A 26,252-nucleotide genomic window follows, 5' to 3' on the forward strand; every position below is an offset into this window, starting at 1 on the left:
TTAGTATCCTGTGAGAAACCTCTTTACATTATGAAATTATCACCATTTAATCATTATAAAAACCAACGAAAATGAGTATCCGAATAACCATATTTGACGATAATAAAAACATACGTAACAGTATTATCCTGTTATTAAACACCGATCCGGCATTTGAAGTAGTTGGTACGTTTAGCGATGCACAGCACTGTGTGGAAAATGTATTGACCTCAAGACCTGATGTAGTTTTGATGGATATTGAAATGCCCGGAGTTAATGGTATTGAAGCTGTTAGGCTTTTAACCAGGGAATTTCCGCACATCCAAATTCTGATACAAACCGTGTTTGAAGACGACGAGCGTGTTTTTGATTCCATATGTGCAGGTGCATCTGGTTATATCTTAAAAAATCAGATCAACAGTTCGTTAATTGATGGTATTAAAGAACTGCAAACGGGCGGTTCACCGATGAGCCCTTCTATTGCCCGCAGGGTACTAAACATATTGCAACAGGGTTATCAGACCAAACGTCAGCCGGCAACAGAAGAGTATAACCTTACCGCCCGCGAAAAAGAGGTACTGACTGCTATTGTAAATGGCCTGAGCTATAAAATGATAGGGTACGAATTAAATATCAGTTATGAAACCGTACGGAGCCATATCAAAAAGATTTATGAAAAATTACATGTGGCTTCTCTTACAGAAGTTGTTGCAAAAGCTATTAATCAACATATAGTTTAAAGTAAAAGCGCGCTTCATTACTACAATGAAGCAAAAAGTTATTGGAATGCCCTTATTATTTGCGTATGTTAAATGGGAAGGGCATTTGGACTATAACAGGCTTTGCAGTAATTTAATTTCCCGGATTAATAAAGGTAATCCTGCCAGAGTCAAGGTTGTAAATACCCCCTAAAATTTTAATGGCATTCTTTTGTTGCAGGTTCTTAAGTAATTCACTGTTAGCAAGAATCTTTTTTATGGTTAGCTGTATGTTTTTTATAGCAACAGCATGTACCAGCCAATCATTTTTTGATGTTTTTTTTCCTGATATCTTTACGCTGTCTACGGCGGGTTCAATTTCGGCCATCAAAGGCGTTAGGTTACCAGTCTTTACGCCGTCAATGGCTGCTTTTATGGCGCCACAATGTTCATGGCCCAACACCATGATAACCTTCACACCTGAAACTCTGCAGGCATATTCCAGGCTCCCTAAAATATCCACATCTGCTACATTACCGGCAACACGGGTAACAAACAGATCGCCTATACCTTTATCAAATACTTCTTCAACAGGCACCCTTGAATCGGCACATGATAGTATAGCTGCCATAGGATATTGACCGGAAGCAGTTAAATGAATTCTTAAACTATCATTTTTGAGGGTAAGCTTATTCTCATAAAAATGCTCATTGCCATTTTTGAGTATTTTAATTACAGAATCGGCTGTGAGCAGCTTTTGCTCCTCCGGGGTCATCACTTTATCATTAATCGTTGGTGAGCTGTTTTTCGGCTTAACCAAATTTGGGTTATTGCATGAAAACAAAACAAAAAATGAAATTGTATAAAAGGAAAGGTGGTTAATTTTTAACATAAACAAGGTGTTAATAATGCTTACCCAAAGAAAATGCATTGGATAATATTATTATCTCACCAAAAGCGGTGAAAAATTATACAGTTTAGGGGAGAACAGCGATTGATATTTATTGTATCAGCAGAATGAAATGATAGGTAAATTAAGCTTTAATTTAGTACGTTTAAGGCAATTTATGACGGGGAGGGTGCTTGCCGTTTTGCAACTACCTGTCATTTAATAGCACTTATCACGAGTTAAAGGCATTTAGTAGCCGGTTAAGGGTTGTTAGATGGCTCTAAAATCAAATTATCAGAAAAATTACCAGTGAAGTAATAACACCTTTTTTAACTTATTAATCTTAATACAATGGAACCAAGAATTGGAATTACACCAGAAAATCTTTCAAAAGTTGCACATGCTTTAAACGTAGTTTTAGCAGATGAGTTTTTACTTTATACCAAAACCAGGAATGCGCATTGGAATGTAGAAGGGGCAGATTTTCACAGTAAACATTTATTTTTTGAAGCACAGTATGAACAACTGGATGAGATTATGGATAGCGTGGCCGAACGCATCCGCTCATTAGGGCACTRTTCTCCGGCTACGCTTAAAGCTTTTCTGGAGTTAACCCATATCTCGGAGCGCTTGCATGAGCATAATGATGGAACAGGTTTTATAGCTGAGCTATTAAGTGATCATGAGAGCCTGATCATTCATTTGAGAGAGAACATCAGCTATTTTGCAGACGAATTGAAAGATCTTGGTACCAGCGACTATGTTACAGGATTAATGGAAACGCACGAAAAAATGGCATGGATGCTCAGGTCACATTTAAAATAACCAGGCTTGTTATACAACAAAAAAGGCCGCGAATTTCGCGGCCTTTTTTGTTGCTTTAAGATCAGTAGCTACCTCGATTTTTCTTTCGCAAACGAAAAGGCGGTTAAATGTTTAAAAATCTTATCTTGGATACTATAAATAATGGCGTTTATGCAAGAAAATCTATTGCTTTGTTTAGGCCTTATTATGAGTGTATCGTTTCTGGTACTTATTGCCAGGAAGCTGTCGATCGCTTATCCTATATTCCTTGTAATAGCCGGACTGGCCTTTGGCTTTATCCCGGGGATCCCAGGTATTCACATAGATCCGAACTTGGTGTTCCTTATCATTCTTCCGCCTGTTTTATTTGATGCAGCGCAAAACACATCATGGAAAGCTTTATGGAAATGGCGGCGTATGGTAAGCGTAATGGCTTTGGGTTATGTGCTGCTTACTTCAACCGTTGTTGCATTTGCTTCCTCCTGGCTTATACCTGGCTTTACACTATCACAAGGTTTTTTGTTGGGCGCTATTATCTCTCCTCCTGACGCTGCTGCGGCTACGGCAGTACTGCAATACGTCCGGTTACCCAAAGCGCTCGTATCGATACTTGAAGGCGAAAGCCTCCTTAATGATGCAACAAGCTTAACAGTTTTCCGTTTTGCGCTTGCCGCAATCATTACCAATAATTTTGTGTGGTATAACGCTGTAGGTAATTTTGTTCTGGTTTCCCTTTCCGGAATTGCGATTGGGCTATTTTTTGGCCTGGTGTTTTATGCCTTATATAAGTGGCTGCCAACCACGTCCAATCTGGATATAGCTCTTTCGTTTGTATTGCCCTATCTGATCTACCTAACTGCCGAACGTATCCACTCCTCTGGTGTGCTGGCAGTAGTTAGTGGTGGCTTATTTATTTCTTATCAAAATCATTTTATTTTCTCCCATCGCAGCCGGCTTAAATTCAATGCCGTATGGTCGCCCATTATTTTTATACTTAACGCGGTCATATTTTTTCTGATTGGATTACAGCTTCCTGATATTATGGGAGGTATAAAAAACATGCCGCTTTCCCGTGCTTTGGAAATCGCTTTAATTGTCTCTTTTCTCATCATCGCGACCAGATTGCTGGCCGGATATTTTTCTTCTATCTTTACTACCTTCATCAGCCGTTATATTACGGTGGCTGTAAGCCGCCCCGGCTGGAGAAACCCAATGATCATCAGTTGGGCAGGTATGCGTGGGGTGGTATCCCTGGCATCTGCGCTTGCGATTCCGCTTATGCTTCCCGGCGGACAGCCTTTTCCCTTCCGCGACCTTATCTTATTTATTACTTTTATAGTCATCATTGTAACCCTTGTAGGACAAGGCCTTGCCCTGCCGTGGATAATCAGAATTTTAAAACCTGAACGCCTTCCCGGTGGGAAGCAAGATGATCAGCAGTTATTAGAGATAGAACAACACTTATCCGCTGCTGCACTTACCGAACTTAATTCAAAGTATTCAAAAGAGCTGAAGGAAAACGGCATGCTCAAAAATAGAATGGAACTGCTGGCCTATAAGGTTGATATTTACAAGAGCCTTGGTGATGATCAGGAAAAAAAGACTAAAGCTTTGTCCATGATCAAACATTTCAAAAAGATCATGATGCAGGTCACTGAACATGAAAGGAAACAACTTCGTGTTTTCCGCCACAAGGAGGAATTCGATGATGACATTATCCGTCTTGTTGAAAAGCGTCTGGATCTGGAGGAGGAAAGGCTGGAAGACGATATTGAATAGCCCTTATATGCGATTCGCAGGCTATCGGCTTACCAGGTCCGCAGGTAAACGTTCAATTGGCTGAATCTGAATATGCTTAAAATATACCTCTGAGCCTTCAGATTGTATTTGAATTTTCCCCCTGGTTAACGGAATGACCTTACCATTTTCCAATTGCCTGTTATGGTACAATATCATTACTACTTTGCCATTAACAACATGTATACTGGTATCACCATGCGTATATAGGTCTAAGGTGTTCCATTGGCCGGTTTGATTTTCGCCATCGCCCTGTTTAATGCAATGCCTGCCTTGTTTACTTTGCTGGCTAAATTCAGTAAGTGTTCCCTGTGCACTGTAAACATAGGCTGCTGTATCAGACTTTTTAATTGCAGGAATATCTGCCATTCCTCCTGCGCAACCCCAATAGTCACCACAGTTACCTTCTTCAATCTGAAACTCCTGCGAACGCATCCATGCACCATAATCAGCACCATACTTGCCTACAGAATTGTACAAAAGGCCGCTATCTTTATGTTTGCCCTTTTTTTGTCCCCACGAAAGAGCACCCCACTTAAACTGTAATTGGAGATGATAGTTCTCGTATTCATTTTTGGTAATTATGGCACCCCAGTTTTCGCCCGAAATGCGAATAACATGCTCTCCATCTTCTTTCGATACCGTAAAAACGTGTCTTGGATCGTTGTTTAAGCCTATAGGTTTATCGGTAATGGGTTTGCCACTGTTATCAAGATCGGGCCCGATATAGGTATCCCAGCCTGTTAAGTCCCTGCCGTTAAACAGCTGTTTCCATTGACCCTTTTTTGTGCTTGTAGTAAAGCCCAAAATTACCGCGCAAAGAAGGAGTGGCAGAATAAATTTAGCAGATTTCATATCGGGAAGGTTGATTAATGATAAATAGGTTATAACAAGGACAATGTAAATAATTATTTTTAATGATTAAATACCATTACCCACTATCTAATTAGATAGTACAATTTATATAACAAAATTCATTACCGGAAACGCGGGAACGCATATATGATTTGATCTTTAAATATGGAAAACTCATCAGTATCTACTAAACATGCGGTTTCAGGCGAAATTATAAATCCAGCGATGCCTGTTCGCAGAATAGCTTCGGTTGATGTATATCGTGGTTTTGTAATGTTACTAATGATGGCCGAAGTACTTGCCTTCCCAAGAGTAGCAAGAGCGTTTCCTGAGAGTACTTTTTGGCAAATTTTATCATTTAATCAAAGCCATGTGCCATGGACATGGTTTGGGTTGCATGACTTAATTCAGCCGTCTTTTACATTTTTAGTTGGAGTTGTGTTACCATTTTCTATTGAAAGTAGAAAAAACAAAGGGGCAACACATGTAAGTTTATTACAACATACAATTAAGCGGGCGCTCATTTTAATCTTTCTTGGTATATTTTTACGCTCTATACACGCTAAGCAAACATATTTTACTTTTGAAGATACCCTTACCCAAATTGGTTTAGGTTATACCTTTCTGGTAATTTTAGGATTTTATTCGCAAAGAGTTCAGATTATTGCCTTAATTGTGATTTCGGTAGGTTATTGGTTAGCTTTTGCACTTTATCCACTTCCCGGGGCAACATTTGATTATGCATCGGCAGGCGTTACGGCTAACTGGGAGCATAATTTTCACGGCTTTGCTGCGCATTGGAATAAAAACACCAATCTTGCCTGGGCTTTTGACCGTTGGTTTTTGAATCTATTTCCCCGCGAAAGTGCTTTTCTTAACAATGAGGGTGGGTATAGTACGTTAAGCTTTATTCCAACTTTAGGAACAATGATTTTGGGCCTGTTTGCTGGTAACAAATTAAATTCTTCTTCGGTTCCTGCCGAAAAAATCAAATTTTTCATAATTAAGGGAGTTGGTTTAATGCTGTTTGGGGTTTTATTGCATATAACTGGCATAAACCCTATAATAAAACGTATCTGGACACCTGCATGGATGGTTTTTAGCGGAGGAATTTGCTTTTTGCTGCTTACTTTCTTTTATTGGGTTGTTGATGTGGCAGGCAAAAAAAGTTGGTCGTTTTTTTTAATGGTTATAGGTGCAAATTCAATTGTGGCTTATTGTCTGTCTGATGGAGGGATTCGGGAATTTATTAGCGAATCACTTTTAATTCATTTAGGGCATAATTATGGTCAAATATTCGGGCTTGAATATACTACGCTGATTACCGGCGGGTTAGTATTATTTTTTGAATGGCTGATTTTGTATTGGATATACAGGAAACAGATCTTTATAAAAATCTGAAAGCAACGTTAATAATAGTGACCAAATAAAATTATTTCTTTCACAGATTGTACAGAGATATCTCGGTCTCTTGATTCGCAAATCCAAAACATAAGCAATGCGGATTGCTCGAAAATTGTTATTTTTCCGATAAGGACAATTTTACAAATTGTAAAAACAAGTTAGTAATAAGACATTATAGTTTAATTCTGCCTTGTTTTTCTCACCTAAATTTATGGTAACTAATTATAAGCATTTCTCCACTATAAATGCGCGTACCATAACCTAATTACAAGATGTTAAATATTGACATTAAAGACCTGTTGCTAAAAATTGCACATGATAATGATCTGGTATCCTTTAAAAAGATTTATTTTTTATACTACGAAAGGCTGTTAAAATTAGCCTGCTCTTTTGTGAAATCAACAGAGGTGGGTGAGGAGATAGTGGACGATGTATTTGTGAAAATATGGTCGAACCGGGCCAAATTAACGGAGGTAAACAATTTAACGGTTTATTTATATGTAGCTGTTAAAAACAAAGCGATCAATTATAATTTGGCCAGTCGCATAACTTGTGTTGATATCGAATCAGTTAGTTTTGAGCTTAAGGATATTAATGGTTCTGTTGAGGATATATTGATCACAGATGAGCTTGCGAAAATTATTAATTATACCATACAACGATTGCCCGAAGAATGCAAAATAGTATTTAAGCTTGTTAAAGAAGATGGTCTGAAATACAGAAGGGTAGCAGAAATATTAAATGTCTCTGTTAAAACCGTTGAATACCATATGAATAACGCGCTCAAAACAATTGCTGCGGCAATTTCTGCCTCACCAGACCGCCATAAAAAAGCAATAAAAAAAGCATCCTCAAATTAATTTCATTTTTTCACTGGGGTGTTTCCATTTTTCCCTGTCCTTGTTACTGAAGCAAACAAAATGGATCAGGACACTATTTGGACACTTGTTGGAAAAAAACTTAATAATGAGGCTACTCCCGAAGAGCTTCGTCAGTTACATCAGTTGCTCAGGCAGCCCTGGGCCGATGTTTATTCCATACAAATATTAGAAGCCATGTGGCGGCAAAACCCCAATCAGCCACCCCGTTTTATTCCATATAAACTTCAGCAAAAATGGGACAAACTCGAAAGCAAGCTCGAAACTGATGACACCCGGACCGATACTTTTCAAGACCCGGCGAACGAGGCGGACCCACCTGTTAAAAGTATGAGGCAAAGATTCATCCCCGCACTCACAGCAGCGGCGTGTTTGGTCTTGGGCTTGTTGTCTTTTATCTATTGGAAAAATCACGCTGGTAATTATAATGTTAAAACCTATCAAATTACAGCCGCACGGGGAAATATCAGCAAGATCATATTGCCCGATGGTACTAAGGTTTGGCTTAATGCCGGCAGCGAAATTTTTTATAAAACAAATTATGGCAATAAATGCAGGGAGATACGCTTAACCGGCGAAGCATTTTTTGATGTTGTGAAAGATGCTGAACATCCATTTATTGTAAATACCGCCACCATGCGTATAAAAGTGTTGGGTACAGCTTTTAATGTCCGCTCTTATGCAAACGATAACGTTTCTGAAACATCACTGATCAGGGGAAGGATAGAATTAACTACAGCTTCGAACCCCCATCACCGGATCATATTAAAGCCGTCTGAAAAATTAACCATCCCCAACAAAAAAGGATCACATCACAATAAAAATGAGGTGTTCATGACCTTAAGTGCCCTGCATACAACAAAAAATGACTCTTTGCCATCAGAAGCGCAATGGCTTGAAAATAAACTGGTATTTGATAATGAATATTTTGATGAAGTCGCAAAAAAAATGGAAAGGTGGTATGCTGTTTCCATATCATTTAAAAATGCACAGTTAAAAGAGAAAAGATTTAGCGGAAAATTTGAAAAAGAGTCATTAAACACTGCCCTTGAAGCACTTAAGGCAACCAGCAGTTTTAACTTTTTTATGGATAACGGAAAGGTAATTATTTACTAACCAATAATGTTTAACCTAAAAATATGCGTATGATAAAATTTGACCCATAAAGCCCTTAAACCAAAAAGCGGAGAATGTTGTCGCATTCCCCGCAATAATTGGTACCACAACTACGAGTCTTCTTAAACCAATAATTAAAGTAACCTAAATACTAAATTATGAAAAAAAATGCTTGCCGCATAAGTAATATGCGGTTGCGATCCCTATTAAAAATATTACTCATGACAAAGTGTACCTTAATCCTGATAATTATATCTTCATTTCAGGTATTTTCAAAAGGCTATGCACAGGATAAAATTAATATTAATCTCCATGGTGTTTCTATAAAAAAGGCGCTTACAGAAATTGAAAAAACAAGCAATTTCAGGTTTGTTTATAACGATGATGCTTTAAATGAAAAGCATGTTGGTAATGTGGCTCTGAATAATGTCTCGATAAACGAAGCTATGGACATATTGCTGACCAAAACAGGCCTTACCTATAAGCTGAATGGCAACAACCTTGTTCTGATCACTACCGCGATGCCTGTTGTACCCATTACCGGGCGGGTAACGGATGATAAAGGCTTGCCGTTACCTGGCGTAAGTATAAGAGTAAAGGGTGCGCAAACAGGTGTTATTACGGATCCTGACKGGAAATTCACCATCAATGTGCCGGATAACTATGCTGTGCTGACATTCTCGTTTATCGGGTATGTTTCATCCGAAGTAACAGTTGGCGACCGCAAAATCATCAATGTAACGCTCAAAGAATCAGCCACTGATCTAAACGAGGTAGTGGTAACCGGATATGGTCAATCTGTAGTAAAGCGTGATTTGACCGGGGCCATATCAACCGTTACCGCCAAACAGATCGAAGAACGTCACCCCATCAACCTGATCGATGCTTTACAGTCACAGGCATCAGGTGTGCTGGTAGTAAATGATTCTGGCGAACCTGGTGCAACGGGTTCTATCCAAATACGCGGAGGATCTACCTTTTCAAGTGCGGGTAACTCGCCTTTGTTTGTAATTGATGGTATTTTAAGCCAAAGTGCAGATAATGTAAACCCTAATGATATCCAATCTATTGAGGTATTAAAGGATGCTGCTTCGGCGGCTATTTATGGTTCACAGGCAGCTAATGGTGTTATATTAATTACCACTAAACGGGGTCAGGCCGGCAAGCCGCTTGTTAACGCGCAGTATGCCCGGATTTTTGGTGTAATGGCTCATAAATTGGAGCAGCCAAATTCAAAAGATCTGCGTGTAGAAAGAAATTTATACAATGGTAACAGCCCTGATAAGCCAACCACCACAAACGACTCATTAAATGTTGTTTTTAACTCAGATAATGATAACCAGAGTGTAATTACACAATTGGCCAAGAAGGATATTCTTGATTTTGGTGTTAGCGGCGGCGAAAAAAGTGTACAATACTACTCAAGCATAAGGTATATTAATGATGAGGGACTGATAATTAACAGCTATTCAAAAACACTGCAGGCTCGTTTTAACCTGGATTATCAGGTGTCGCCACGGTTTAAATACAGTAACCGTTTATCCTTTGGGTATAATACCAACAATAATATTAACGAGGGTAACACCATTAACCAGGCATTTCAACGGCCGTCAAATTTGGCTTTATATTATCCCGATGGCAGCTTAACGGGCTACATTAGCGGCCGCCGTAACCAGTTATCGGTAGCTTTGCTGGAGGTTAACGTTACCAATACGTATACCGGTGATTTGTTTAACCAGATTGAGTATACCATTAATAAAGACCTGCGTTTAACCAATAACTTTGATTTTGGTTTATCAACACCGCACAATGTTTTCTTTGACCCCAAGTTACTGAGCAGCGCCAACCCTACGGTTAATGCAGGGAGAGAAAGTTTTGCTGTTAACACCAACTGGGCCTACCAGGGATTTTTAAATTATAATAAAACATTAGGCCAAAATCATTCCATATCTGCTGTAGCAGGGGTAAGTGCCGAGAAAACGCAGAACAATAGTTTTAAAATAGCCGGGTCAAACTCTGCCAATGAAACTATATACACTTCAAATGTGTATGGAATTATTGATCAAACCAATACTGGTACCGATGCCGGATCAACCAGCCGCGAATCATTTTATGCCCGTGCAGGTTACAATTATAAAAGCCGGTATATATTCAGCCTGGTTTATCGCAGGGACGGATCATCAAAATTTGGTTCATCCAACCAGTTCGGTAATTTTTATGGTTCATCCGCCGCCTGGCGTTTCTCAGACGAATCATTCATGGGCTGGTCAAAAAGCTTCCTGGGCGATGCCAAGCTGAGGGTAAATTATGGGCAGGTGGGTAACGACCGCATCCCCGCTAACTCCAATTTATTGATCTATACTTTTGGATCGTCCTTTTACAATGCGGTAAATGGGGTGGTTTTAAGCAACCAGTTCGGAAACTCGCAATTAAAGTGGGAAAGTAATATTCAGAAAGGCCTGGGGTTAGATTTGCAATTCTTTAATTCCCGCCTGAATATAACTGCCGATTATTATCAAAAGGTAACTAAAAACCTGCTTTATCAGCGCAATATCCCCGTAGAGTCGGGCTTTACCTCGGTATATGTCAATGTGGGCGATGTTACCAATAAGGGATTGGAGTTTTCTGTGAACGCGACACCAGTTGTCAGTAAAAAATTCACCTGGAATATTAATGCCACCTTATCTGTTGAGCGCAACAAAATCAAGAGCCTTTACAATCATCAACCATTTTTGGCCACATCAGGAGGCGCTACCTACCTGGTTCAGGAAGGTGGAAAGATCGGCGATTTTTACGGCTACAAGGGCCTGGGTGTTTATCAGTACGATGCCTCAAATGCCTATGATGGTAATTGGAACAGGTTAACACCGGTGGGCGTTTCTGCCGATGGTAAAACCGCATCAGGCTATGTACTTAACGGGAGCACCTATACCGGCACTGTGCACCATATGTATGCAGGTGGCGCTTTACTGTTAGGCGGCGATATGATATTTGACAATGTTAAAAAAGACAGTGTAATAGATGCTAATGACAGGCAGATATTAGGTAATGCCCAGCCATCATTTTATGGCGCTATCATAAACACGTTTACTTATAAACAATTTAGTTTATCGTTTACACTTAATACCCTTTGGGGCGGCGAGGCCTATGATAGTCCAAGGCAAACACTGAATAACCTGGCAACATCGGGCATTGTTGCCGATAATAACACCACTTATAATTCATGGAAAAAACAGGGAGATATTACCAATATACCCTATATGGGCCGCAAAAACTCAACCGCGAATTTTCCGGGCACACAAACCAGGTTCCTTGAAAACACCTCGTTCATCAGGCTTAGTTATGCCAAGTTTACCTATAACCTGCCGCCAAATATAGCCTCGCGCATTAAACTGAAAAATATTGGGGCGTATGTGTATGGAGCAAACCTGCTCACCTGGACAAACTATTCCTGGTATGACCCTGAATTTTCTTCAAGCTCGGCCTTAACGCCGGGTAATGATAATGGCCGTTATCCGCGCAGGCGCGAATGTGGTTTTGGAATAAATGTTAATTTCTAATGAATTTAGTCATGAAAAAAATATTAAACATTGCTTTTTTGATGCTCTCCATTTCATTGTTTAGCTGTAAAAAGTTGCTGAACCAACCTCCTAAAAGTCAGTTAGCGAGCAGTGAGTTTTGGAAAACATCTGATGATGCCAAGGCAGGTATTGCCGGGATATATGATGGTATTCAGGATATGTTTAGCAGTCAGTATATTTATTGGGGCGATGGCCGGAGCGATAATCTTACGTTTCACCCTACCTATAATGATGCACTGCCCCTGGCACTAAACGTATTAACGCCTACCACTAATGGTGCCGATTGGACGCTGATATATGCTACGATAAGCAGGGCTAATTTTGCCATAAAATATATTCCTACCATTGATGGTATTGATCCTGTTTTGTCAAAGGACCTGCAGGCCCAGGCTTTGGGAATACGGGCATATTGTTATTTCTGGCTGATAAGGCTTTGGGGAAATGTACCTGTATGGACAGAACCTTATGAAAATTTGAGTACTGATCCTTATAAGGGTGTAACACCAGCCGCCGATATTGTGAAAAATGTTATTCTGCCTGATCTGCTTAAGGCTTATGACTTGTCTGACCATACGGCGGCGGTTGTATGGAATTTGAACTCAGGCGGCATTGCAGCTATGTTAATGGATGTTTATATGTATAACCATGATTATACCAACGCCCTGGTATGGTGCGATAATCTGTTCAAATTAAACCGTTATAGTTTGGAATCTACCACCAACTGGAAGAACAATTTTATCGCCCCTACAGGTACCAAAGAGAACATCTGGAGTTTAAACTGGGATTTTACGGTTGATGGCGGCAATAAAACCTCACAGGAGATCGGCGCAGGCGATACCAACAGCGATTTTGCCGTTGACCCGCCCTTGTGGACATACTATACCACAACAACCGCCGATATCCGGGGCCCGCAAAGCATTGATTTTAAAGTAAATAATCACGATAAAATATTAAAGTATTACGCGCCTAACCTGGATAAGAACGGAAACCAGGTTTATCCTACCTCGCCGCAGGCAAATCTGTATTTTCCACTCTATCGCCTGGCTGATATTTACCTGTTAAGGGCCGAAGCTCTAAACCGAACCGGCGACCTGACCAACGCGTTGCTCTACTTAAATATGGTACATACCCGGGCAGGCTTGCCGGCCTACCAGGCAAGCGATTTTGCCAATGCGGATGCTATGCTTTATGGCAGCCCTGTTAATACCAACGGGATTTTACGCGAAAGGCAACTGGAGTTGTTCTGCGAAGCTAAACGCTGGTTTGATTTGCAGAGAAATAATATCATCATCAGTACAATGGACCCAGCGATTAAGACCAGACAAACGTTAAAAGGGTTTCCGCCTACGGGTTTTGGTGATCCAAGAAAAATATTTTGGCCCATCGATCAAGACGTGTTAAACGCCAACACCAAACTCACTCAAAATCCACCTTATTAATCCAATATCATTTTAAAACAATATCAAATGAAAAAGATAAAACAAGCAGGTTTATGGTTTGCTTTTGCAGGCTTTTTAATAAGCATGGCCGGTTGTAATGTGGCTGGATTAAAATTACAGGAAAACGCTGACTATCATCCCTATGTGCTTGATCCGCATATTAATAAAACCACCTGGCAATATATTAAGGACCGCAGTTACAACTATGCAGGTAAGGATACCATTTTTAAACTGATGCGGCAGGCTATTGAATACTCAGGGATAGATACCAATCTGTATATTAAAACCAATTGCACATTTATACTATTGCATAACGATGCCATTTTCAGAACAACCGTGGTGAATAAAGTGCCTACTATTACTGCTGATTGTTACTGGGGGAAATACCTGGTAAATGGGGTGCCGGGTACAAAGTGGAGTGATTACCCTAAAGAGCAGGTAAAAAACTACCTGTTGTATTTAATTGTACAGGGCGCATACTCATTTAATAATTTAACACCCAGCAATGTGGTTGCCACTACGCTTGAGCCATTAAATTATGATCCGTTAAATCCCACCTCGGTGATGACGCTGCGCGTTAATGACGATCAGAATTTTACCATGCGGCTAAATGATTTCTCAAATTCTGTAGGCTACATAAGTGTACGGACAAGTAATATTTTGGCCATAAACGGGGCAATACAGGTAATTGACAGGGTGCTTTTTTATCAAACTAAATAATACTGATCTTAATTAACCCCGGTCGCGATGGGTTTCCCATCGCGGCTGGTTATGTAAACAAATTGAAATTAAAGAACTGATGATAAATCCAGACAATAAAGCAGTATCCCGCCGTAATTGGCTGGGGGCAATGGGTAAAGTATCCTTGGGTACAGGCTTAATGGCCTTTACTTCAAATACATTTGGTTCTGAGCGTTCAACTCTTGCCAAGACAACAGGTAACGATATAGGCGCGCGTATTTATAATATCCGTGATTTTGGAGCAAAAGGCGACGGCAAAACACTGGATACTGTTGCGGTACAATCAGCAATTGATGCCTGTAATAAAGAGCAGGGTGGTACAGTACTGGTACCGGCAGGTGTATTTGTTATTGGAACCGTTGAACTAAAAAGTAATGTTACGTTGCACATAGCAACACAAGGGAAATTGTTAGGCAGCGCCGATGGTAAACAATATCACGCGAGTGATGCTATCCCCCTTGACAGTGGATGGACAATGGGGGATGGGAATGTGGGATTGATATTTGCTGCCAATGCCGATAATATTACCATTGAAGGTAATGGTATCATTGACGGGCAGGGCGCGCAATTCCGTAGTGAAACTAAGGGTGTATTACCACCGGCTGGTATCACAGGCAATCACCGTCCGTACCATTTACTTTTTTATCAATGTAAAAATATAATAGTACGTGATATTTCGCTCATTAACAGTGCTTATCATTCTGTGCGGGTTTGTATGTGCTCTTACGTAAAACTTGAGGGGCTGTATATCCGCGGTAAAGTAATACATAATAACGATGGTTTTCATTTTATTGGCAGTACCTATGTGCACGTTAGTAACTGCGATGTACAATGTCAGGATGACGCCTGCGCTTTATTTGGCAGCTGCAAATTTGTTACCGTATCTGATTGTTCATTTAGCACACGATGGTCGGTGTTCCGTTTTGGAGGCGGCGAGGCCGAAAATATCGCCGTTTCCAATTGTGTTATATATGAAACCTATGGCTGCCCAATAAAAATGCGCTGTTCGCCAGGATCAAGGTTTGAGAATATTTCATTTTCAAACCTGGTGATGAAGGATGTAACTGGGCCCATTTCCATAGGCCTGGGTAATGTACAGTCATCAAGCGAGAACGGAAAAATAGCTACTCCGGGAATTATCCGGAATATTTCCTTTAATAATATTCATGCCACAGTGGTAAAACCGGTTCCGCTTCGCGATTCGGAGTTTTCCAGCAAGTATAACCCGGGCGAGATATTTTCATGTGTTGTACTGAATGGTGTGGATAAAGGGTTTTTAGAGAACATTTCTTTTAATGATGTACACATTACTTTTCCGGGTGGGGGTACAGCAGAGCAGGCGGCGGTGAGGGATGTTCCTAAAATTGCGGGAGAATATTACCAGATCGGTATTCCGCCGGCTTATGGAATATATGCCCGCAATGTGCGTGGATTAACACTGCACAATGTTCGGTTAACAATGGCCAGCCCGGATATGCGCCCTGCGCTGATCCTTGATAATGTAGAAGACGTTACCGTGAACGGCTTAAGCGCACAGGGCCAAAAAAATGCCGAATCATTATTACGTTTCATCAACACGCGTGATGTTTTAATAAGCGCACTGCGTGTACTAATTCCCGTGGCAAACGTGCTCCAGGTAGAAGGTAAGGAAAGCCGTAATATTAAAATAGATGGCGGCGATCTTTCAAAAGCCGATAAGCCTTCCGTGTTTGCTGCCGGGGCTGATGCACAGGCAGTACGGTTAAATTAGGTGCACGTTAAATTAAAATCTGTCATGAGCTTTAAAAGATTAACATATTTAATTACAGTATTGCTATTTACGGGTAGCAGGTTACCGGCCCAGATTGTTTTAAAGGCCGATGGTAAAAGTGATGCGTACAAACATATATCAAGTGTATTAGGTGGCGACGCTTGTGAAGTGCCCGACTGCGCGCACCCGGTTAAACACATTACTGAAGCGTTTGACAAGCAGCTAAACGAATATGTATTTGTTTTTCATAGTCACGCTAAGGAAGACAACGACCGGTGCAGAAACTACGACAGGGAACGGGTGGAGATCAAAACCTATGGCCCGTCAAACGCTAAATTGAAAGGGGAGCAGGGAGAAACAGTTGTATACCAATGGAAGTTTAAAATAGATAGTGGTTTTAAGGCGCAACCAACTTTTACCCACATTCATCAAATAAAAGCGGGTGATGGGGATGCCGGCGCGCCCATTATAACTTTTATACCCCGGTTTGGTGAACCTGATAAATTTGAAGTTATCCATACCGGATCGGCAAAGGAAACTTCGCAGGGAGTTTTAACAAGTGTTGATCTGGCCGGTTTTAAAGGTACATGGGTAGCAGTAACCGAAAAACTACATTATGACAGCAAGGGGACTTATAGCGTTGAAATTAAACGTATAACAGATGGCAAAATATTGCTGACGTACACCAATAACAACATTGATCTGTGGCGAAAGGGTACCTCATTTTGCAGACCAAAGTGGGGAGTTTACCGGAGTTTAAAAAGCCCGGCATATATCAGGGACGAAGATGTATGCTTTGCTGATATCTCCATTCAGGAGCAATAATGTTATTATGGTAGTTATTTTAAATGATTAACATAAGTTTCTTTAAAAAGCGTAAATACTTTTTTGAGGGCTGTCCAATCATTATTACGAATAATATCTGCCGGAAAAAGATGACTACCCAAGCCAACCCCTTTAGCTCCTGCCGATAAATAAGAGGTGAAATTGTGCAGCCCAATTCCGCCGGTTGGCAAAAGTTTAACATAATTTAAGGGCGCCAATACTTCCTTGATATATCCGGGGCCTAATGTAGTAGCGGGAAATACTTTTACTATAGTTGCTCCCAAATGCCACGCCTTGTATATTTCTGATGGGGTATAAGCTCCAGGGAAAATGGGCACCTTTTCGCCGACACATGTTTTTATTACCTCTTCATTTATGATGGGGGTAACGATAAACCGGGCATTGGCTTTCAGTGCCATTTCCAGATCATGCATGCTGCAAACCGTACCAGCACCAATATTTAGGCGCCCGGCATAGGCTTTTGTAAGCATAGCTATGTTTTCTGCCGCACCTGCGGAGTTCATGGTGATTTCCATACAGGTTAATCCCGATTGAAAATAGTTTTCCGTAATTATCGCGGTGTGCTCAGTGGGTAAGCCCCTCATGATACCTATTATAGGGGCTTCCTCAAAAAGCTCCATGGAAAATGTATTATTCATCTTAGCTGCTAATTTGACTGTAAATTTTATAATGTGCCCTAACTACCGCCTCATCAACCCATTGCGGCGAATAAGTTTTGGCCTTTTTTGAAAGCCCTAATTGTTCCAAAGCAATGCGATAGTATTTTTCTAATCCAGAGCCGCACAATAAATGAATCGTTTCCGAATCCAATGTTATCAGGTCTTTCAATTCGCTTCCTATTAATAACCCGCTTAGGTAGGTGAAATTTTGTTTTTTAGTATAAACGTTAAACAGGTTATTTGTTCGCACTTTAAATACAGCATGAAGCGGGTTTGAATTAACCGCATCAGAAACGCCCTGTTTAAAGCTTTCCAAATATTCCGGATCCTGTATATCATCCTCCTTTTCAACAGAATTAGTAAGGATGCTTTTTTGCGATAAAAGCTCAAAAAAATCGCCGGTCATATAGGTTTTAAAACTGGTGACCTTATTGCCGTTAACATGGATATGCTTGGAATGCGTACCGGGGAATATAAATACCTCGTCATTAATTATACCTCCGGTAACATCAATACAGCCTATTAACTGAGTTTCTTCCCCGCGCATAACATCATCAATGCTTTTTACACCCGAAATTATACTTATAACATGATCAAAACCCTCCTGAGCGGGCAGATGCTTTATGTTAAGATCCGCGCCCGCCAAGACGAAAGGTAATTCGCTGTAGGGTAACTCCATAAAACCTATGGATGAGGAAGCCATGCCTGAAATGAATAACCTTACGCCATTTAGCGATATGTTTAACCTTGCCTCGATATTATTAATATGCTGCTGCAAAATATTAAGGTAAAACGCCATGCGCAAGTTGTTTTCATCCGCCGAACTTGTTGTATTCCATAGCGTAAAAGTTTTTGCTATTCCCTGAGCTGAGCTTTCTCTGGCCATTACATGGCCATTTTTGCCATCAACAAGATTTAATCTTAAAGCGCTTGTTCCCCAGTCGCAACTTAAAAACATGTCCGTCATGATGAAATTACTAAAGTGTTAACCTGCTTAACGCTGCCTACTAAAAATATATAAGACAATGCACCCAAAAATGCCAGTGAACCAATAAATAATAATGCTGATTGAAAATTGCCGTCGCCAGCCAGCAAACCGATAAGCAACGGAATAACAATGGATGATAAACCACCTATGAAATTAAAAACCCCGCCGGTAACACCAATTAAATTTGGAGGCGCCAATGCCGAAACAAACACCCAGGTAATAGAAGCCAGCCCGTTACCAAAAAAAGCAACCGACATACAAAGTATGATCAATGGGGTACTATGAACATAATTAGCACCGATGATAGTTGTAGATAGGAGCAGACCAGCAATAATTGGCGTTTTACGGGCTATTCCAAATGAATATCCTTTTTTTATAAGATAATCAGAAAAAAAACCGGCCAATAGCACACCAGCAAATGCAGCCAGAAAGGGTATGGATGTTAAGAACCCTGTTTTTAAAAAATTTAGCCCCCGGTATTTAATGAGATAAGTAGGGAACCAGGTTAAAAAGAACCACAGGGTAGAGGTTACTGCAAATTGACCTAAATAAATTCCCCATAATTTACGGTACATAAATACCTGTTTAAATGATGCCCAATTTAAATCAGGCTTAATTACCGATGCTTTTATGTCGGCAGTGCCATCGCTTATATAATCAAGCTCGGCCTGGTTAACCTTAGGATGTTCTGCAGGTTCACGATAAAAGTAATACCAGATTATACCCCAAATGACTCCTACGGAACCGGTAATGATAAAAAGCCCGCGCCAGCCAAAATACTGCTGAACAATGGCCAGTAATGGTGTTAAAAAAGCAAGACCAATAAACTGTCCGCTGGTATAAAAAGCGATGGCGGATGCTTTTTCATGATTGGGGAACCAGCTGGTAACAATACGGTTATTGATAGGATAGGAGGGCGCTTCAAATACCCCAATCGCCAACCGCAGACCAAGCAAGGCTGTAAATCCTTTTATAAAGCCCTGGCAAAGCGTAACTACCGACCACGATATCAATGCAATGGTGTATAATAGGCGCGGGCCAAACTTATCTATCAGTATGCCACCAGGAATTTGTGAGGCAACATACGTCCAACCGAAAGCGGAAAAAACAAGACCCAACTGAAATGTGCTTAGGCTTAATTCCTTACTTATCGCTGCCGCCGCCACCGCAATATTGGTCCTATCCATATAGTTGATCACCACATTGATGAACAGGAAAGCTAAAATTTGAAATCTTACGCGGGTTGGTTTATTCAGGTAGTTGGCCTTATACATTTTGCTTTATACTTTTATTAATATGTATTAAACGCATTACCATTCTGCTACACTGCCGTCTTCATGACGCCAAACAGGGTTAGTCCAGTTATGTCCGATGGCTGCCATTTTACGTACATGATCTTCGTTTATTTCAATGCCTAAGCCTGGTCCGTCAGGTATTTTTACAAAGCCGTTCTCGTATTTAAATACATTCCGGTCAACTATATAATCTAATATATCGCTGCCCTGATTGTAATGTATCCCCAAACTTTGTTCCTGTATAAAGGCATTATGACAGGTAGCATCAACCTGCAGGCAGGCTGCGAGCGCGATAGGGCCCAAAGGACAATGCGGTGCAGCGGCTACGTCAAATGCCTCGGCCATAGAAATGATTTTTTTACATTCTGTAATACCCCCGGCATGTGACAGATCGGGCTGAATGATATCCACATAACCGTCCTTCAGTAAACTTTTGAATTGCCATTTTGAAAACATTCTTTCGCCGCAGGCAATAGGGATGGATGTATGCTGAGCGATTTCGCGCAGTACTTCATTGTTTTCGGGCAGGCAAGGCTCTTCAATAAACATAGGGCGATAAGCTTCCAGCTCTTTTGCCAGAAATTTAGCCATTGGTTTATGTACGCGTCCATGAAAATCTATCCCGATGCCAACATTATTACCAACGGCTTCACGTACCGCGGCTATACGGGCCACCGACTGATCAATTTTATCATAGGAGTCGATATACTGCAATTCCTCGGTCGCGTTCATTTTAACGGCGGTAAAACCAGCTTCAACCATTTCTTTTGCAGCACGGCCAACATCAGCCGGACGATCACCGCCAATCCAGGAGTAAACTTTAATCTTTTCGCGTGCCTTGCCACCAAGCAGCTGGTGCACCGGGGCATTATAGTATTTTCCTTTAATATCCCACAGGGCCTGGTCAATACCGGCAATGGCGCTCATTAATATGGGTCCGCCCCGGTAAAACCCACCCCGATACATTACGTTCCAGTGATCTTCTATATTCATGGGGTCTTTCCCCATAATATAATTCATCAGTTCTTTAACGGCGGTTTTAACAGTTGCCGCTTTACCTTCAATTACAGGCTCGCCCCAGCCCGTTATACCTTCATCAGTTTCAATTTTTAAGAATAACCAACGGGGAGGAACCTCAAACAGTTCAAAGCTTTTTATTTTCAATTGGTAGTGTTTTATTAGTGTACGGTTACTTATTTATCGCAATTTAAGCTGTTATTGTTGCCAAATGTTATATCTGGTAAGTTCTTTTATATTATCGCAAATGGATCATCAAAACTCGGTGATTGGATGTTACATACATGGTTTTCTCATCGGCGGATAAGCTGCAATTTGAAGCCAGATCATTAACCCTGATTTTTCCAAGCAATTTGGCCTTCCGGTTAAATACCCATATGCCGCCCGGGCCAGTGGCAAATACATTGCCTTGCTTGTCGATCTTTAAACCATCCGGCATGCCATCAGCCGTTTTGGTAGCTGCTTTTGCATTGTAGAATATACGTCCATGCGTAAACAGGCCATTTTTGTCCAGATCATAGGCATACCAATAAGGTTTTTCCGGATCAGAATTGGCAATCAATATGGTTTTGCCTCCCGGAAAAAACGCGATGCCATTTGGCCGGGTAATTGTATCAGTAAGCAATACTATTTTGCCGTTTTTTGAAATTTTATAAACTCCCTGGTAAGGTGCTTCTTTTAAGGGATCGTTCACGTTTTTTTCAAGCCCATAAGGTGGATCTGTAAAGTATATGTCGCCATTACTTAAAAAGGCCAGATCGTTGGGGCTGTCAAATTTTTTGCCTTTATAATTAGATGCTATTTTAATGAATTTAGCTTTAGGCTTGTCCAGTGAGGCATTCATCACCGATACTGCTCTATCTCCATCCTGACATATAACCAATTGCCCCTTCATATTTAAACCTAAACCATTTGATCCCAGTTCTCCGCCCCGGGGTATGGTTCCGGTATAACCTGAAGGCTTAAGATAAATTTCTTTACCTTTTTCTTTGGTCCATTTATAAATGATGTTCTTTTTAACGTCAGAAAAAAGGAACATTTTATGGCTCTCTACCCATAATGGTCCTTCGCTCCATTCAAATCCGTCGGCTATAATGACGGCGTTGGCGGTTTTACTTACAATATTGCTAAACTGAGGGTCAATTTGTTCTAATGTTATTATTGGTTTTGAAGCCTGCGCATAACTTGCAGAAATACTCCCCGTTAAAAGAACCAGTATTGGTGATAACCAGTTAAGCCATGTTATCATAATTTATGTACATTATTGGTTTTTAATTTGTTCTTTAAAAATAGGGTAATAATTTATAAAGCCTGATATTTTTAAACCTTTTCTATTAAAGAAACTTCTGAATAAGGCTGATAATTACTTATCAATCAGTCGCTTTAATCGCCAAAAAAACTGTTTTGGATGCTCTCTTCGGGGCGCTTGCAGTAGCTATTGCCATACTTACAATCAGTTATCAATCATTGAAGGCAGCAATGGTCAATCCGGTTAACAGCCTTAGAAGTGAATAAGAGCCCGAAGGATAATAAAAATTCGGCACGGAAGCCAGTGTAAGATAAAACGGAGAAATTAGTCGTTTTGCAATCCCGCAGTATTTGATGTAATTATCCTAACCTGATTAATGCATCTTAGTAGCTTTTTGCAGAATATTAATTTATTCAAATTATATATCTTTTTACTCATTATAATTTCAAATTCTAATCTATCCCTGATATCAGTTAGTAGCATTGAATAGAGGAAGAAGTCCTTGTGTGTATTGAACTTCAAGATAAATTTATCTGTTTTCTCAGTATGTTTTGGTAAGGGTAGGTTATAGGTTACAATATCATCCTGAAATTGATAACCAAGTGGAACTATAATCATAAAATCCCAAGTTTAAGGTGGTGTATCTTACTATACTACAGGTCTTAATGATAATAGTTTTATATATTATAATAAATATCATGAAAAGTTCCATTCCCTCAAGTCACTGTTAAGTTCTTTAATCCTAATTTCAGTACTGGCTTATATAATTTAATAATTCAAGATAACTCTAAGGTAACTCAACAGTTGTTTTTGGCTTGTCAGTTTGAGTGATGGTTGCCCCGTAAGCAATCAAATCGGCCATAAATGTCTTTGTGATATTATTATTTTGTGAATTTTAATACTGTTTTTGTGTCAACTTTTTAATTATGTAACAAATTTATTATCAAATATTAATATTTTTCAAACGCTCTGTTAACATAATAGGTACATTTTTGCCTTAACTAAAACATATAAAATGTTAACTGCAAGAAAAATTCTTTTAAAAATGTGCCTTTTGGGCGTGCTTAGTTTGTTGTTTGTCAGGGCAAGCATGGCACAAACTAATTTGGCCGGTATCTCCGGTAAAGTATCCGGTTCCGGTGGTGCACTTTTACCCAGTGCAACCGTAACCGTAAAAAATGAATCTACTGGTTTTACAATTAAAACCATGTCAAATTCAAAAGGGACATTTCTTTTAAAAGAACTTCCACTGGGTTCACCCTATAGCATCACCGTTGCGGTTGTAGGTATGGCAACACAAAAACAAACCGGCTTTGCACTTAACCAGGGTGATTTGCTTCAGGTTTCGTTTGTTATGGAAGACAAAGTTCAGGAGTTGAATGTGGTCGAAATTAAATCGGCAACGTCACGCAACAAGATTGAAAATATAGGTTCTTCTACAGCCGTTACCGCTAAAGATATTGCAAAGTTACCTGTAAACGGGCGTAATTTTACAACACTGGCAGATTTGTCACCACTTAGCTCTGGCAGCAGTCTAAACGGTCAGTTGGCATCGGCAACCAATTACACCATTGATGGCATGGCAGCGCGGGGAACCATTTCAGGTGGGCTGCCAACCGGTGCCTACTCCATATCATTGGAAGCAGTTAGGGAGTTCCAGGTGGTTACCAACCAGTACGATGTAACCTACGGTAATGCCGGCGGGGGAACAATAAGTACAGTAACCAAATCAGGAACCAACGTCCTCTCCGGAAGTGCTTTCACTTATGTACGTGCAAACTGGCTTTCCAGCCCTTATGGTTTAAACGCCCAGAAACGGAACCAGTCCTTTTCTACTTATCAGTATGGGTTTTCTTTAGGCGGTCCTATAGTTAAAGACAAGGCACAGTTTTTTATTGCCTGGGATCACCAGGCAGACTCACGGCCATTGTACATCGCCAACCTACAATCTGCAGACGATGAAAAACGAAACAATGTAACCCAGGCTACATTGAATAACTTTTTATCGATAGCAAGGAATAAATACGGGGTTGCCAATTCACCCCAGTTTGGTCAGTTTGATAAGTTTAAAAATACCCATGCAGGTTTCGCCCGGATTGACTGGCAGATCAACGCTAAAAACCTTTTCACAATTCGCGACAATTTTATTTATGATCTGGATAACCAATCGGATGGTGATAATACGGCTATTAATATTTACGAGGTTTACAGCACCAGGAAAAGTATCAATAACAGTGTCATGGCATCGTTACGTAGCATATTAAGCCCTACGTTAACCAACGAACTTAAAATACAGCATTATTGGGAATACAACAAAATGTTTGCTAACAGCCAGTTGCCTGCAGACAATATTCCACGTGCCATTGTTCAGAACATTTCTTCAACAGCGGCTGACGGATCTACTTACTCAACAGCTATACAATTGGGCGGGCAGCGTTATGGCGGCGATTATTTCAATAATAATGTGGCGCAGCTTACCGATAACGTATACTGGACTAAAGGGAAGTATAACTTCACCTTTGGTGGCGGCTTATCCTTTACCAACCAGAATTCCATCTATGGTAGCGAGACAAACGGGCGTTTTTACTTTACAGGGTTAAGCAATTTTGACAATCTTACCCCTTACCGTTTTGCAAGGGATATTTATGTTTCATCAGATCATAATATCAAATTCAACATTCTTGCACCAAACTTGTATGCACAAGTCCAAACCATGTTGTTTCCCGGATTTGACTTGACGGCCGGTATACGTATGGATTATACGGATTATCTTGACAAGGCAAATTTCAACCAAGTAGTTTATAACACCTTAGGATTAAATACTTCGAATAAGCTTGCTACCCTGCAAATACAGCCCCGGGTACAGGCTACCTGGGATTTAGGTCAAAATGGGAAAGATATCATCAGGCTTGGCGGCGGTATCTTAGGTTCGGCACTTAACCCTTACTCCATGATCAATAACATGTTGTTTGATGGTTCGCATATCTTAAGTGTTGATGTTACCGGCAACCTGGTACCCACGCCTAACTTCCCATCTTACAGGAAAGATCCCAATACCGCGCCTGGCCAGGATTTGCTGAACAACCCTGCAATACCTAAGCTGGCGACCATTAATATGAACGGCAAGGACGCTAAGGTACCCACTGTTTATAAAGCTAATGCATCGTATTCCCACTTCTTCGCACAGAACTTTCGCGTTACCGCGAGTGCGTATTTGAGCCTGGGACGCAATAATTACACCTATGTGGATAAGAACATGGTGGATCAGCCCTATTTTAGAATCGCAGCTGAAGATAATCGCGGTGTATATGTTCCGGCGGGTACCATTAATGCTGCTAACGGTTCGGCAGATTGGACGCTGGGGAGAAAAACGACAGAAGTGGGCCGGGTATTAGAGCTCGAAAGCCTGGGTAAAGTAAATCAAATGGCATTTGTGCTAGATGCAGATTACAGATACTATAAACAGGGCGAAATATCTTTCTCATATACCTGGAACCAAACCAAAGATAATACCTCATACAACGGAAACGTAGCGAACACGGCTACGCTGGTACAGTATGTGAAGGATGATCCCCGTAATTTGAGCAGTATGAACTATTCGGATAATCAGTTTCGGAATAAGGTTGTGTTTTATGGTAGCTCCCCAACATTCCATGGTTTTAGCGCTGGCTTAAGATTCTCGGGCATCAGCGGCACCAGGTATTCATTAACTGTAAACGGTAACGTCAATGGCGACTTTGTAGCCAGTAATGATTTAGCCTACATCTATGACCCAAATGCTGCATCTACCCCGCAATATTTAAAAGATGGCATCAACGCGATATTGAACAATCCTAAGGTTGAACAGGGTATGAAAGATTATATTGTAAAAAGCTTTGGCAAAGTTGCAGAACGCAACGGTGGTGTTAATCCATTTTATGGGGTTGTGGATCTGCGGCTTATTAAAAAAGTACCCATATTAAAGAGTCAGTATTTAGAAATATCGGTCGATTTGTTTAACGTTAGCAATTTGTTAAACAAGAACTGGGGGGTAAACCATGGTCTTACTACAACTTCAGTTTATACCATTAAAAGCTTCGACGCTGTAAATAAGCAGTACGCTTATGCTGTAAACACCAATGCCGGTGTATCTGGTCTAAGTGGCAATCCTTACCAGTTCCAGGTAGGTTTGAGATATGGATTTTAACGCGTAATATCAATGACGGGTAATTAAGTTTTAATAAAGGCAACTACCCATAAATACACTCAAAAAGCCCCGGATCGGAAG

The 26,252-nt window shown here is 40.5% G+C and carries 19 protein-coding genes; 12 read left to right on the top strand and 7 right to left on the bottom strand.

The window, feature by feature from the left end; all coding sequences use genetic code 11:
- The first annotated feature begins 71 nt into the window (after nt 1-71).
- Nucleotides 72-719 carry a response regulator gene (locus tag AC1DRQ_RS17770; RefSeq protein ID WP_477425988.1) on the top strand — a complete coding sequence of 216 codons (648 nt, stop codon included), beginning with the start codon at nt 72-74 and terminating at the stop codon, nt 717-719.
- Between the two features lie 112 nt (nt 720-831).
- Here AC1DRQ_RS17770 and AC1DRQ_RS17775 read toward each other — a convergent pair whose 3' ends face one another.
- Nucleotides 832-1,497, bottom strand: a complete 666-nt coding sequence (locus AC1DRQ_RS17775; protein WP_477425990.1) for a carbonic anhydrase family protein — start codon at nt 1,495-1,497, stop codon at nt 832-834.
- A gap of 420 nt (nt 1,498-1,917) precedes the next feature.
- Between AC1DRQ_RS17775 and AC1DRQ_RS17780 the strand changes: the two genes are divergently transcribed.
- Both AC1DRQ_RS17780 and AC1DRQ_RS17785 read left to right on the top strand, forming a co-directional pair.
- Nucleotides 1,918-2,391, top strand: coding sequence for a Dps family protein (locus AC1DRQ_RS17780; RefSeq protein WP_477425992.1), 474 nt, complete (start codon nt 1,918-1,920; stop codon nt 2,389-2,391).
- A gap of 150 nt (nt 2,392-2,541) precedes the next feature.
- A complete protein-coding gene (locus AC1DRQ_RS17785; RefSeq protein ID WP_477425994.1) occupies nt 2,542-4,149 on the top strand; it encodes a Na+/H+ antiporter in 1,608 nt (535 codons plus the stop codon).
- A 21-nt stretch (nt 4,150-4,170) separates the two neighbouring features.
- Here the strand turns inward: AC1DRQ_RS17785 and AC1DRQ_RS17790 are convergent, their stop codons facing one another.
- Nucleotides 4,171-5,022, bottom strand: a complete 852-nt coding sequence (locus AC1DRQ_RS17790; RefSeq protein ID WP_477425995.1) for a 3-keto-disaccharide hydrolase — start codon at nt 5,020-5,022, stop codon at nt 4,171-4,173.
- Between the two features lie 165 nt (nt 5,023-5,187).
- Here AC1DRQ_RS17790 and AC1DRQ_RS17795 point away from each other — a divergent pair, with 165 nt between their 5' ends.
- The 8 genes from AC1DRQ_RS17795 to AC1DRQ_RS17830 all read left to right on the top strand — a co-directional run bounded on the left by AC1DRQ_RS17795 (nt 5,188) and on the right by AC1DRQ_RS17830 (nt 16,756).
- A complete protein-coding gene (locus tag AC1DRQ_RS17795) occupies nt 5,188-6,423 on the top strand; it encodes an acyltransferase family protein (RefSeq protein ID WP_477425997.1) in 1,236 nt (411 codons plus the stop codon).
- Nucleotides 6,424-6,698: 275 nt separating this feature from the next.
- Nucleotides 6,699-7,286: an RNA polymerase sigma-70 factor gene (locus tag AC1DRQ_RS17800; RefSeq protein WP_477425999.1), complete on the top strand. Its 588-nt coding sequence runs from the start codon at nt 6,699-6,701 to the stop codon at nt 7,284-7,286.
- A 60-nt stretch (nt 7,287-7,346) separates the two neighbouring features.
- The gene (locus AC1DRQ_RS17805; protein ID WP_477426001.1) at nt 7,347-8,420 is read left to right on the top strand and encodes a FecR family protein; all 1,074 of its coding nucleotides are present in this window, start codon (nt 7,347-7,349) and stop codon (nt 8,418-8,420) included.
- A gap of 221 nt (nt 8,421-8,641) precedes the next feature.
- Nucleotides 8,642-11,980 (top strand): SusC/RagA family TonB-linked outer membrane protein, encoded by a 3,339-nt coding sequence (locus AC1DRQ_RS17810; protein WP_477426003.1) that lies wholly within the window; start codon nt 8,642-8,644, stop codon nt 11,978-11,980.
- 11 nt (nt 11,981-11,991) lie between these two features.
- On the top strand, nt 11,992-13,440 hold the full coding sequence (locus tag AC1DRQ_RS17815; RefSeq protein ID WP_477426005.1) for a RagB/SusD family nutrient uptake outer membrane protein: 1,449 nt from the start codon (nt 11,992-11,994) through the stop codon (nt 13,438-13,440).
- A 27-nt stretch (nt 13,441-13,467) separates the two neighbouring features.
- A complete protein-coding gene (locus tag AC1DRQ_RS17820) occupies nt 13,468-14,160 on the top strand; it encodes a fasciclin domain-containing protein (RefSeq protein WP_477426007.1) in 693 nt (230 codons plus the stop codon).
- Between the two features lie 79 nt (nt 14,161-14,239).
- Nucleotides 14,240-15,931 (top strand): glycoside hydrolase family 28 protein, encoded by a 1,692-nt coding sequence (locus AC1DRQ_RS17825; RefSeq protein ID WP_477426009.1) that lies wholly within the window; start codon nt 14,240-14,242, stop codon nt 15,929-15,931.
- A 24-nt stretch (nt 15,932-15,955) separates the two neighbouring features.
- Entirely contained in the window at nt 15,956-16,756 is an 801-nt protein-coding gene (locus AC1DRQ_RS17830) for a hypothetical protein (protein ID WP_477426011.1), read from the top strand.
- 14 nt (nt 16,757-16,770) lie between these two features.
- Here AC1DRQ_RS17830 and AC1DRQ_RS17835 read toward each other — a convergent pair whose 3' ends face one another.
- From AC1DRQ_RS17835 to AC1DRQ_RS17855, 5 genes are all read right to left on the bottom strand, one after another.
- A complete protein-coding gene (locus AC1DRQ_RS17835) occupies nt 16,771-17,415 on the bottom strand; it encodes a bifunctional 4-hydroxy-2-oxoglutarate aldolase/2-dehydro-3-deoxy-phosphogluconate aldolase (RefSeq protein ID WP_477426012.1) in 645 nt (214 codons plus the stop codon).
- A 1-nt stretch (nt 17,416) separates the two neighbouring features.
- The gene (locus AC1DRQ_RS17840) at nt 17,417-18,403 is read right to left on the bottom strand and encodes a 2-dehydro-3-deoxygalactonokinase (RefSeq protein ID WP_477426014.1); all 987 of its coding nucleotides are present in this window, start codon (nt 18,401-18,403) and stop codon (nt 17,417-17,419) included.
- Entirely contained in the window at nt 18,400-19,698 is a 1,299-nt protein-coding gene (locus tag AC1DRQ_RS17845; protein WP_477426016.1) for an MFS transporter, read from the bottom strand. The genes AC1DRQ_RS17840 and AC1DRQ_RS17845 overlap by 4 nt, the downstream gene beginning before the upstream one ends.
- Nucleotides 19,699-19,734: 36 nt before the next feature.
- Complete coding sequence (gene dgoD / locus AC1DRQ_RS17850) at nt 19,735-20,883, bottom strand: galactonate dehydratase (protein WP_429397310.1); 1,149 nt, start codon at nt 20,881-20,883, stop codon at nt 19,735-19,737.
- A gap of 91 nt (nt 20,884-20,974) precedes the next feature.
- Nucleotides 20,975-21,985 carry an SMP-30/gluconolactonase/LRE family protein gene (locus tag AC1DRQ_RS17855; protein ID WP_477426018.1) on the bottom strand — a complete coding sequence of 337 codons (1,011 nt, stop codon included), beginning with the start codon at nt 21,983-21,985 and terminating at the stop codon, nt 20,975-20,977.
- 1,015 nt (nt 21,986-23,000) lie between these two features.
- Between AC1DRQ_RS17855 and AC1DRQ_RS17860 the strand changes: the two genes are divergently transcribed.
- On the top strand, nt 23,001-26,171 hold the full coding sequence (locus AC1DRQ_RS17860; protein ID WP_477426020.1) for a TonB-dependent receptor: 3,171 nt from the start codon (nt 23,001-23,003) through the stop codon (nt 26,169-26,171).
- Nucleotides 26,172-26,252 lie beyond the last annotated feature (81 nt).

The organism is Mucilaginibacter sp. P4_E8 (genome assembly GCF_056401495.1).

Excerpts from the sequence above, each read along its gene's own strand:
- AC1DRQ_RS17770 (WP_477425988.1), top strand. The coding sequence starts at position 72 with ATGAGTATCCGAATAACCATATTTGACGATAATAAAAACATACGTAAC.
- AC1DRQ_RS17785 (WP_477425994.1), top strand. The coding sequence starts at position 2,542 with ATGCAAGAAAATCTATTGCTTTGTTTAGGCCTTATTATGAGTGTATCG.
- AC1DRQ_RS17790 (WP_477425995.1), bottom strand. The coding sequence starts at position 5,022 with ATGAAATCTGCTAAATTTATTCTGCCACTCCTTCTTTGCGCGGTAATT.
- AC1DRQ_RS17795 (WP_477425997.1), top strand. The coding sequence starts at position 5,188 with ATGGAAAACTCATCAGTATCTACTAAACATGCGGTTTCAGGCGAAATT.
- AC1DRQ_RS17800 (WP_477425999.1), top strand. The coding sequence starts at position 6,699 with ATGTTAAATATTGACATTAAAGACCTGTTGCTAAAAATTGCACATGAT.
- AC1DRQ_RS17805 (WP_477426001.1), top strand. The coding sequence starts at position 7,347 with ATGGATCAGGACACTATTTGGACACTTGTTGGAAAAAAACTTAATAAT.
- AC1DRQ_RS17815 (WP_477426005.1), top strand. The coding sequence starts at position 11,992 with ATGAAAAAAATATTAAACATTGCTTTTTTGATGCTCTCCATTTCATTG.
- AC1DRQ_RS17820 (WP_477426007.1), top strand. The coding sequence starts at position 13,468 with ATGAAAAAGATAAAACAAGCAGGTTTATGGTTTGCTTTTGCAGGCTTT.
- AC1DRQ_RS17825 (WP_477426009.1), top strand. The coding sequence starts at position 14,240 with ATGATAAATCCAGACAATAAAGCAGTATCCCGCCGTAATTGGCTGGGG.
- AC1DRQ_RS17830 (WP_477426011.1), top strand. The coding sequence starts at position 15,956 with ATGAGCTTTAAAAGATTAACATATTTAATTACAGTATTGCTATTTACG.
- AC1DRQ_RS17835 (WP_477426012.1), bottom strand. The coding sequence starts at position 17,415 with ATGAATAATACATTTTCCATGGAGCTTTTTGAGGAAGCCCCTATAATA.
- AC1DRQ_RS17840 (WP_477426014.1), bottom strand. The coding sequence starts at position 18,403 with ATGACGGACATGTTTTTAAGTTGCGACTGGGGAACAAGCGCTTTAAGA.
- AC1DRQ_RS17845 (WP_477426016.1), bottom strand. The coding sequence starts at position 19,698 with ATGTATAAGGCCAACTACCTGAATAAACCAACCCGCGTAAGATTTCAA.
- AC1DRQ_RS17855 (WP_477426018.1), bottom strand. The coding sequence starts at position 21,985 with ATGATAACATGGCTTAACTGGTTATCACCAATACTGGTTCTTTTAACG.
- AC1DRQ_RS17860 (WP_477426020.1), top strand. The coding sequence starts at position 23,001 with ATGTTAACTGCAAGAAAAATTCTTTTAAAAATGTGCCTTTTGGGCGTG.